This is a genomic window from Parabacteroides sp. PFB2-10 (assembly GCF_029893085.1).
Classification (GTDB): Bacteria; Bacteroidota; Bacteroidia; order Bacteroidales; family Tannerellaceae; genus QVMG01.
The window spans coordinates 33,834-44,972 of sequence record NZ_JARXWI010000023.1; the positions used below are offsets into that span (position 1 = coordinate 33,834).

An 11,139-nucleotide genomic window follows, 5' to 3' on the forward strand; every position below is an offset into this window, starting at 1 on the left:
CTCTGCAAAATGACTTTTATTTGCCTCCAGCAAAATGCGATTGTTAAGCCAGGTTTAATACGACAAACAAATATTACTCTATTTATTAATTCTTAAATTCTACTTTATCATGAAGAGAGCATTACTATTATGCCTTATGCTATTCGTCTGTTTTAGCATACGTGCGCAGGAGCCAGACCTGGCAGCAAAAGAAAAATTGGCAAACACCCTGTTTTCCGGAAATCGCAGTTTTACGAAAAGCAATGAAGTGGATACAATGATGATCCCCTTTGAGTACACAGCGGATTTTACAGTAGAAGTAACCGGAAAGATAATGTCTGCTGAAGGCCGCGGACTGGACATCGAAGCCAGAAAAAAAAACCGTTCCGGTTTCCGGACTTCTATCGGAGCAGAGAAATTCTTGTGGACAAGTTCATTGACAAACCCTTCGACATTGAACTTCTCATCAACCGAAGAGCAGACACTTCGTTATGCGGTGGAAGGAACTATGGTTCATATTTACCAAAATGGGACTTACCTTGATTCAAAGTCTTTGGAAGATATCTATGATTTGGTTGATGGCGAAGAGATAACAACGTTGCCGGATGCAGGAGGCGAGAATCTGATTGAAGGGAGCTTGGGCGAGAATTCCGGATCATCGACAGTAAGACCTGATGAAATGGGATGGGGAAGCACGGAAAGCCTTAGCTGGAACAATTTAAATGCAGGAAGCGGAATTCGATTTCTTGATACGGAGAAACACACTATGCAATATAGCGGAGCCAAATATGCAGGAAGGGTATTTTACATCCGGTGGGATGGAAGCATTTCAACCAGCACTTATTATTATTACCCGTTGAGCAACCTCAAACCGAATACATCCTATAAATTCTCTCTGTATTCCGGTTGGGTAAACAATTCAGATAATGGCGGGAAAATAGAACTGTCTATAAGTAAGAAAAACACCGGAGAAGAACTGATTAAAAGTGTGCATTATGGAAACTCAGGTAGAAATAACCTGGATAAACGGGAGGTACTTTTTGAAACAGATGAAACGGGAGGCACCTATTACATCCTCATCTCTTGTAATGACAAGGCACTTTGGGCAATAGGAAACCTATCCCTGACTGAACAAGACATAGCTCCTCGTATCATTATCGGGAAGAATTATCCTCAAGGAGCTGTCGATATGCAGATCACTAAAGTCTCTTTCGACAATAGCGGAGCATACGCGCCTGTCACTTCCGGATCTACTGTACAAATGCCGGTCGACATAACGGATCAGGATACTGAAATAGCCGCTTTTATCAACTCGAAAGTAACGGTTTCCGGAAACTCAAACATCAGATTGACCTCAAAGACGCCTATCCGGAACAGCGAGATAGATCTGACATCTGATGATAGCTGGTTGTATTTTAATGCTGTCAAGCCTTCGAAAGTGAAATCAGACTGGCTACAATATATAAAGATAAACGGACAGCCGTTCAATGAAGAGAAGGATCGTATAGCCATCTATGCTTCAGGAACTGTAATCATCCCTAACGGCATGAACCTCGCTAAGCAGGCCTTGACGGTTTATACCGAAAAGAACTTTAGCGGTGAATCCAGATCTTTCGAGATCAATAAATACCATAATAATCTGGGAGATTTCGATAATAAAATACAATCTTTCAAACTCAAAAAAGGTTTCTCTGCCACGTTGGCGAACAATCCTAATGGTACGGGTTTCAGTCGGGTTTTTATTGCCAGTGATGAAGATGTGGAAGTAGCGGAAATGCCTGAAGGAATGGAAGGCTTTGTCTCTTTTGTTCGCGTGTTTAAATGGGAATGGACATCGAAAAAAGGATGGGCAGGCGGAGTCGGAAGTGATGCCCTGAATGAAGCAGGTCCGACCATATCTTACGATTGGGATGCGGCTGCCAATACCGAAAATATAGATACGGAATATGTGCCGATGCGTCATAACCTCGGATGGCAATCGTTTGATATTATCAACTCCAGAAACAATGTGTCGCATGTGTTGGGATACAACGAACCGGAAAGACCCGACCAGGCAGACATTATCGTAGACGATGCTATCTCCCAGTGGCCGGAAATATTCAAATCCGGGTTGCGTATCGGTTCTCCGGTTCCCTCTTCTACTCCTCATTCATGGCTCAATCAGTTTATGGCCATTTGCGACTCGTTGAATTACCGCGTAGACTTTGTCGTTTCCCATGCTTATCAGTATCAGCCGACCAGTTGGTGGGATTGGATGGTCAGCGCCACATCTACTAACGCAAACGGCCGCCCCCTCTGGATCACGGAATGGAACAACGGAGCTAACTGGACAAACGAGTCTTGGGCAACAGCCTCCGGGCCTAAGCGCGATGCAGACCTGAATATAATCTATGATGAAAACGGAAATGTAACAACCGTCAACAAACCTTTGTCTCCGGAGAACGCGGAACAACAAAGGAAGAAGCTGGCAGAGATTCTTGCTCACATGGAGAAATTAGATAAGCTGGAACATCATTTCTTTTACAACTGGGTACAGGATGCACGAGCTATTGAACTGGGCGGAAAACTGACCCCTGCCGGAAAAGTATTTGCCGAACTCCAATCGAAAGTCGGTTTCAAAAAAGCCGGTGAGTATATACATACATGGAAAATTGCTCCGCCTTGGATTCAGACGAGCCTGTCGGATGATTATAAAACCTTCACCCTGAAATGGTATGATCACAATGGAGAAACAGGTCGTTGTTATGTAGTAGAACGCAAACAGGCGAGCGAAAACGAGTTTGCCATACTGGATACCATTTATGCAACAACCGATTATACCTATGGCGGAAATGTCGTATTCCCCATTGAAGTGGGCTCCCAATCTGCGGTCTATCGCGTAAAAGCGATCAGCTACAAAGAGACAGCATCTATTTATTCACGGGAGATCGCTTTTGTGTTGGATCCGGAAATCGAAGCACCCGATGGATTAAAGGGCGAAGCAGTCTCTTCCACTATGCTTGATCTCTCCTGGAATGCATTGAAAGAGGCCAGGTCGTATAATCTGAAAAGGGCATCTGCCATAGATGGGGCGTATGAAACGATACAAGAATTCTTTACAGACACGACTTACAGGGATACGAACCTGAAGGAGGCAACGACCTATTATTATACGGTTTCAGCCATAAACAACCGGGGAGAAACGAGTGATTCCGATGCGCTGACGGTGGCCACTAAAACAATCATAGCACCTACCGAGCTATCCGGACTTCATATCTCATCGGGAGACAAGCAAGCTACCCTGACATGGGATTCCCAATACGATGTTATGTATCGTATTTATCGTTCGGAAAATCCGGATAGTCCGATTACTCGTTCCGGTGAGGCGTCAGGGTTTGAGGTTGTCGCGGAAGGAATCGATAGCAACCGCTATGTGGATGACCAACTGGAAAATGACAAAAATTATTATTATAAAGTAGAAGCTTATAATAAAGCGGGAGCATTCGTGCCTGACGAAAGTTTCCATATTATGCCGCGCAGTAACCAGCATGCCTACTTCTCATTCAATGAGGGGCAGGATGAAACCACATACGATGCCTGGGGAGGCTATCATGGAACCTTGTTAAATGGAGCTGTATGGGAGAATGGAAAAAGTAATGCTGCCATTTCTTTCGATGCGTCAGAGAAATCGTATGTGCATTTGGCCGATGGTATTGTGAGCGAACTGGAAGACTTCACCGTGACCACCTGGGCAAATTATGCTTCGATATCGGGCAACTCTCGCGTGTTTGACTTTGGCAACGGCTCCGGCGTCTTTATGATGTTATGCCCCAAAGCGGGAAACAATGTGCGCTATAAGATCATAGGCCCTGAGGGCGAATATGTGGCAGCCACGGAGTATGCCCTGCCAACAAATGAATGGGTGTATCTGAGCATAACGCAGGATATGGCGACCAACACATTCCGTATGTATGTCAATGGCGAACAGATATTCGAAGAGACCAGCGCGACATTGATTGCTCCCAAAAGTATGGGAGTAACCATGCAAAATTATCTTGTCCGGTCACAATGGAGTTCAGATCCCTACTCTACCTGTCTATTGGATGAATTCCGCATCTACAACCGTGCATTAACCGCAAAAGAGATTCAAGCGCTTATGGGCGAGAAGCCGGCATCCATAAAAATGAACCTGGCGTCAAAAGAGATGGAGGTAGGAGATCTGTTTAAATTTATCGTATATGCTTTCCCAGACAATGCCGTGTTAGGCAATTTGATATGGTCATCCGACAATCGAAATGTAGTCGATGTGATAGACGGAGTCGTGGTTGCTAAATCAACGGGAAAGGCTAAAATCAAAGCAGTCACACAAGACGGAAAAACCAGTTGCATATCGGAAATCACCGTAAAAAGTACGACTCAAAATGAGATTAGAGTAACTGACATCTTGCTCAGTGCCGTTAGTTTATCTATGGTAAAAGGAGAGAAAAAGGTTTTAACAACAACAATAAAACCCTCGAACGCAACAGATAAATCGGTAAAATGGATCAGTAGCAATCCCTCCGTTGCAACGGTATCCAATGAAGGGGAGGTTACAGCTGTCGCTTCCGGATGGACCGTTATTATTGCGGTCTCACAAGATAGCGGCCTCACTGCCATCTGCGAAGTCAGCGTTGAGGAAACGACCGCCATCGATTCCGTTGAAGAGGATAGCCTCTATGTTTATATCATAGGTGATCTATTGTATATCAAAAGCCCGCAAAAAGAAACGGTGAACCTCTTCACGCTGACGGGAAAATGCCTGTATACAACCCAAAAAGGTATCGGTGAAATACAAATCAATCTGAACGACAACAACGAAGGTCTGATGATTGTAAAAGGCAGTTCGGGTTGGGTGAAAAAAATATGGAAAAGATAAACCTGATTTAGATACCCACAACAATGTGAACAAACGTTAATTTGATCATTTCCGGCAAAACCTCTAATTTACGATTTGTAATTTCAACGGGACTTTGCGCGCAAAAAAGCGGGACTTTGGAGACAAACTCCCGGGAGAAACACTTTTTAACGTATGGGATTGTAAGTAAAAGAAGCTTTTTGCTTACAATCCACATTTTAACATTTCAAGAGGCAGGGGTATAAGAACGGGGCAGCGATAAATTCTTCAGATTGGAAAGAATGGGAAGATAGATCGATTGGCTAAGGCCGATCTTCAATTGGGATTTAAAACTTTTTCGTATTTTTACAGACTGTTGGACTTCGACTTGGAAAGAAAGCATTACCTGATTCCCACTAAATAGGAAAGGGGGATAATACATAATAAAGAAGAAGAAAATATGAAAAGGCACTTCACTTTAGGTATCATCATTGCTTTTATGATTCTCTTAGGATTAAAAGTCAATGCCCAGGATCACTTCGTATTAAACCCGGCTGATTTCCGGTTTTATATCGAAAAGTTCAATGAAAACGACAACGAGCTCTATCCCCAATATATTCCCAATCAAAACGCCTGGGGGTTTCTGGAGAAGAATATTCCCTTTTTCGAGTGTCCTGATAAGGAGATTGAAACGACCTATTATTTTCGTTGGTGGACATTCCGCAAGCATATAAAACAAACGCCAACCGGCTTTATCATTTCAGAATTCCTGCCAACGGTCAACTGGGCGGGGAAATACAATTCGATATCCTGCGCGGCTGGGCATCATTTTTATGAAGGACGTTGGTTGAAAAACAATGAATTTCTGCATGCGTATGCTAAATTCTGGTTTACCGAAGGAAATCCGCGCATGTATAGCTTCTGGGCAGCAAACTCTCTGTGGGAATATTTCAATGTAACGCAAGATCCTGTAGCCTTGGAATTATTGCCCGATTTAATCACCAACTACCAGGCTTGGGAAAAGGGTTGGCAGCATCATGGCCACTTTATCGGAAGAAACAGCGACGGATTATTCAGCACATACGACGACCGCGATGCCATGGAAATGCAAATTGGCGGAAGCGGCAAACGCCCGACAATCAATTCATATATGTATGGCGATGCCATGGCCATTGCTAAGATGGCTGAAAAGCTTGGCCAAAAAGAGATTCAAACAATCTATCGCCTGAAAGCAGACACGATTAAAAACCTTGTTTTAAATGGACTGTGGGATAAAAAGGCTACGTTCTTCAAAACACGCTCGGAGAAAAACGACCAATGGGTCGATGTCAGGGAACAGCATGGTTATACGCCCTGGTATTTCAATCTGCCGACCGAAGGAAAAGGCTATGAAAAGGCTTGGGAATATATCAAACGAAATGACGGATTTAACGCTCCCTATGGTCTGACAACAGCCGAACAATCTCATCCCCGGTTTATCATCACTTACAAAGGACACGAATGTCAATGGAACGGTCCGGTTTGGCCCTACTCCACCTCTGTTACGCTGACTGCGCTTGCTAATCTATTGAATAACTACGAACAGGATGTTGTAACCAAAGCGGATTATTACGAGCAGTTTGTGAAATACAGCCTATCGCATAGAATCGTAGATGAAGAAGGCAATATCCTCCCCTGGATTGATGAGAATCAGAATCCATATACAGGCGATTGGATTTCGCGTACACGTCTGAAAGCCTGGAAAGATGGCAGATGGTCGGATGAAAAGGGAGGCGTGGAGCGAGGAAAAGACTACAACCATTCGACCTATTGCGACAACCTTATCTCCGGATTGGTAGGCATCCGAACGCAGGATGATAATTCGCTTGTTGTTAACCCTTTGATACCCGACAAAGCTTGGGAATGGTTCTGCCTGGACGGAGTGAGCTATAAAGGAAAAACCATTACCGTATTATATGACCGGGAAGGTACAAAATACGGAAAAGGACGTGGTTTGATGGTATTTGTCGATGGTGAAATGAAAGCGCAAAACGAAACTATCGGGAAATTGAAGGTGGAGTTATAAATAAATCCTCAATTGACTTTCGCATAAATTAAGCCCAACACCGTGGGGTATATAAACGAAATTGACTAACTTTGTCGTTTTTAAAATAAACTGCATATTAAGAAACTAAAATATTACTATCGTGGCAGATACAAAGTACATTTTCGTTACCGGGGGCGTTGTTTCTTCTTTAGGGAAAGGGATTGTTTCCGCATCACTGGGTAAATTGCTACAAGCCAGAGGCTATAAAGTGACCATCCAGAAGTTTGACCCTTACATCAATATTGATCCGGGTACACTCAATCCGTATGAACATGGGGAATGTTACGTGACCGTCGACGGGCACGAGGCGGACCTCGACCTGGGGCATTACGAACGATTCCTCAACACACAAACGACCAAAGAGAACAACATTACTACCGGTCGTATCTATCAAAGTGTAATCAACAAGGAACGCCGGGGTGATTTCTTAGGCAAAACTGTACAAGTGGTTCCGCATATCACCGACGAGATCAAACGCAATGTAAAATTGCTGGGCTCAAAATACAAATTTGATTTTGTGATCACCGAGATCGGTGGTACTGTGGGGGATATCGAATCTCTGCCTTATATTGAAAGCGTGCGTCAGTTGAAATGGGAATTAGGCAAGAACTGCCTCTGTGTGCATCTGACATACGTGCCCTACATCGCCGCGGCAAAAGAATACAAAACAAAGCCGACCCAACACTCTGTCAAACAATTGCAGGAACTGGGTATACAGCCGGACATCCTGGTATTGCGTACCGAACATGAGCTAAACCAGTCGATCACGCGCAAAGTGGCTCTATTCTGCAACGTGGCGGAGAATGCCGTTGTTCAATCTATCGACGTGCCGACCATCTATGAAGTGCCTTTGGTGTTGCAACGCCAGAAAATGGATGAGATCGTATTGCAACGTGTGGGGCTGGAAGTTGGACCGACACCCGATATGAAACAATGGAGAGCCTTCCTCGACAAGAAGGTGGCGGCTAAGAAAGATGTAAAGATCGGACTGGTCGGTAAATATGTCGAACTGCAGGATGCCTATAAATCAATTGACGAATCATTGCAGCAGGCAGCTATTTACAACGGAAGACGCTTAGATCTCCATACAATCCATTCCGAAAAGGTAACCGATAAGAACGTGGCTGAGCTATTGAAAGACATGGATGGCATCCTAATTGCTCCCGGATTCGGGCAGCGGGGTATCGAGGGGAAACTGGCCGCTTTGAAATACGCGCGTGAGAACGATGTTCCGCTCTTAGGAATCTGCCTGGGTATGCAATGCATGGTTATCGAATTTGCCCGCAACGTCTTAGGCTTGAAAGAGGCCAATTCGACCGAAATGGAGCGGACTACCCCCTACCCTGTGATCGACCTGATGGAAGAGCAGAAGAACATTACCAATATGGGTGGGTCGATGCGTCTGGGTGCTTACGACTGTCTTCTCAAAGAGGGATCCAAGACATACGCGGCTTATGGGAAAGAATTGATCCAGGAGCGCCATCGCCATCGTTTTGAGTTCAACAATGAATACAAGGAAGAGTTCGAAAAAGCCGGCATGCTGTGCGCGGGAAGAAATCCGGAAACCAACCTGGTAGAGGTAGTCGAACTGCCTTCGCACCGCTGGTATGTAGGGGTGCAGTATCATCCGGAATACAACAGCACGGTGGTAAACCCGAATCCTCTTTTCCTGAACTTTGTGAAAGCAGCCATAGACAATCAAAAGAAAGACTGAATATACATCAACTGAATATAAATGGATAAGAATACAATTTTAGGGTTCATATTGATCGGGCTGGTCTTGTTTGTTTTCAGCTGGCTGAATCGGCCAACCCCGGAACAAATAGAAGCCCAACGCAGATACCAGGACTCTATCGCGAAGATAGAATATCTGCAACAAGTAGAAATGGAGAAAGAGGCGGTAGCCAAAGAGGCTGATCCTATTTCAGCAGAAGCAAGCGATTCATTGCAACAAGTGCGCCTGCAAAACAATTTTGGTATTTTCGCCAATGCCCTGTCGGGAACGGAAGGATTTGCCACACTGGAAAACGACAAAGTGGAAATCCGCCTGAGCAACAAGGGAGGGCATGTGGCCTACGCCCGGTTGAAAGAGTACGACAACTACAATGGTGATCCACTGGTGTTGTTCGATAAGGATGAGGTTACGTTCGACTTCACCCTGATCACAGCCAGCAATCGTATACTGAATACCCGCGACCTGTTCTTTACGCCGATAAAAGGAAATGATCCGAATAGCATCACCATGCGCTTGGCTACGGATACGGATAGTTACCTGGATTTTATCTATACATTAACGCCCGACGACTATATGATGACTTACTCCATCAAAGCGGTCGGGATGAACGGTATGTTGTCGCCATCGACCACTGCACTGGACCTGATCTGGCAACAGGATATCCGCCAGCAGGAAAAGGGACGTAAGTTTGAAGACCGCTATGCCGCGCTACACTACAAATTCATATCCGACGATGTAGAGAAACTGAGTGAGGCAAAGAACGACAGTAAAAAGATATCCAACCGCCTGAAATGGATCGGATTTAAAGATATGTTCTTCTCTACGGTTCTGATTATGGAAGGAGAAGGATTTGAAGGCACTACCCTGGAGTCTAAAATGCTAAACTCCGATGTACACTTGAAGAACTACAAAGCGACGACCTCCGTACCTATTGATATACAGGGACGTGAGTCGACCGACTTCACCTATTACTTCGGGCCTAACAGCTATGCTTTATTGAAAGCTTACGACAAAGGGGTGCCTAAGGATCAGCAACTCGACCTGGAACGTATCGTATCGTTGGGAAGCAGCGTTTTCCGTTGGGTGAACCAGTATTTCATCATCCCGTTGTTTGACTTCCTGGGTCGTTTCTTCAACAGTTACGGACTGATCATCTTCCTGTTGACCCTGGCGGTTAAGATTGTTCTATTCCCATTGACTTACAAGTCGTATATGTCATCTGCCAAGATGCGTGTATTGCGTCCGCAGGTGGAAGAGATCAATGCTAAATATCCGGGCGAAGCCAAAGCGATGGAAAGACAAAAGGCAACGATGGAACTCTACAGCCGAGCCGGCGCCAGTCCGATGAGCGGCTGTGTACCGATGCTTCTGCAAATGCCGATCCTGATCGCCTTGTTCATGTTCTTCCCGTCGGCCATCGAACTGCGCCACGAGAGTTTCCTTTGGGCAAAAGACCTTTCGACCTACGATGCGATTGTAAGCTGGAACACCTATATTCCTTTGATCACTCCTTACTTTGGTAATCATATCAGCTTGTTCTGTCTGTTGATGACCGTCACGCAGATCATCTATACGAAGTTCAACATGGAAATGTCCAATACCGGGCAGCAACAAATGCCGGGAATGAAGGCAATGATGTATTTTATGCCGTTGATGTTCCTGGTATTCTTCAACCAGTACGCATCCGGTTTGACCTATTATTATTTCATTTCCACCCTGATGACCATCGCACAAACCATCGCCTTCCGCTTCTTCATCAACGAAGAAAAGCTCCTGGCCAAACTCGAGTCCAACAAAAAGAAGCCGCAAAAGAAATCAAGCTTCATGAAGCGCCTCGAAGATGCCCAAAAGCAACAGGAAGAGGTTCTGCGCAAACAAAAACAACAGCAGCAACAACGCAAGAGATAACAATGCAACAACACAAACGATAACAGCCAACCGGCCTAATCACCCACAAAAAATCCCAACTGTATCAGATACAGTTGGGATTTTTTGTGGAGCTGGAGACTCCAAAACGCCCGTATAATCGTAATATCTTGAAATATCAAACACAAATGTAATCAATTGATTTACAACCAGCAATAATATAACTAAATATTTTTAAGAATCATTGCATATCCCGTTTTTAGTCCCTACTTTTGTAAATCGGGGACTAAACAGGGACTAAAATGAATATCAACCGTAACATATTATTTTTTATTGACAAAGAAGGCTCAAAAGAGACTGGATACAAGCCCGATGGAAAAGTACGCTTACGCATAAGGTATGAATCCGGAAAGATAGATTTTAATGTTGGTTACCGGGCGGATCTAAAAAAATGGAATAACGATGCACAACGATGCAAAGCCGGAACCACTCACGGAAAGAAAAAAGTATCAGCATCTGAAATAAACTGGAAATTCCATTGAACGTGACCCCCTTCGGCCAATTTAAACTGACCCCTTAAAGTTGCGTTTCAAAACGTGGTCATTTTTGTAGTTGTTTTTG

At 44.5% G+C, this 11,139-nt stretch carries 5 protein-coding genes; all 5 read left to right on the plus strand.

Annotated elements, in window-relative coordinates; genetic code table 11:
- The first annotated feature begins 109 nt into the window (after positions 1 to 109).
- The 5 genes from M2137_RS13950 to M2137_RS13970 all read left to right on the plus strand — a co-directional run bounded on the left by M2137_RS13950 (position 110) and on the right by M2137_RS13970 (position 11,060).
- Positions 110 to 4,873, plus strand: a complete 4,764-nt coding sequence (locus tag M2137_RS13950) for a LamG-like jellyroll fold domain-containing protein (protein ID WP_280767059.1) — start codon at positions 110 to 112, stop codon at positions 4,871 to 4,873.
- 418 nt (positions 4,874 to 5,291) lie between these two features.
- Positions 5,292 to 6,896 (plus strand): glycosyl hydrolase family 65 protein, encoded by a 1,605-nt coding sequence (locus tag M2137_RS13955; RefSeq protein ID WP_280767060.1) that lies wholly within the window; start codon positions 5,292 to 5,294, stop codon positions 6,894 to 6,896.
- Between the two features lie 121 nt (positions 6,897 to 7,017).
- Positions 7,018 to 8,631 (plus strand): CTP synthase, encoded by a 1,614-nt coding sequence (locus M2137_RS13960; protein WP_280767061.1) that lies wholly within the window; start codon positions 7,018 to 7,020, stop codon positions 8,629 to 8,631.
- A gap of 21 nt (positions 8,632 to 8,652) precedes the next feature.
- The gene (gene yidC, locus M2137_RS13965; protein ID WP_280767062.1) at positions 8,653 to 10,560 is read left to right on the plus strand and encodes a membrane protein insertase YidC; all 1,908 of its coding nucleotides are present in this window, start codon (positions 8,653 to 8,655) and stop codon (positions 10,558 to 10,560) included.
- 260 nt (positions 10,561 to 10,820) lie between these two features.
- Entirely contained in the window at positions 10,821 to 11,060 is a 240-nt protein-coding gene (locus tag M2137_RS13970) for a hypothetical protein (RefSeq protein ID WP_280767063.1), read from the plus strand.
- Positions 11,061 to 11,139: the final 79 nt, after the last annotated feature.

Bases quoted from the DNA above. Each gene is read 5' to 3' on its own strand.
- M2137_RS13970 (WP_280767063.1), top strand. From the start codon at position 10,821: ATGAATATCAACCGTAACATATTATTTTTTATTGACAAAGAAGGCTCA.
- M2137_RS13950 (WP_280767059.1), top strand. From the start codon at position 110: ATGAAGAGAGCATTACTATTATGCCTTATGCTATTCGTCTGTTTTAGC.
- M2137_RS13955 (WP_280767060.1), top strand. From the start codon at position 5,292: ATGAAAAGGCACTTCACTTTAGGTATCATCATTGCTTTTATGATTCTC.
- yidC (WP_280767062.1), top strand. From the start codon at position 8,653: ATGGATAAGAATACAATTTTAGGGTTCATATTGATCGGGCTGGTCTTG.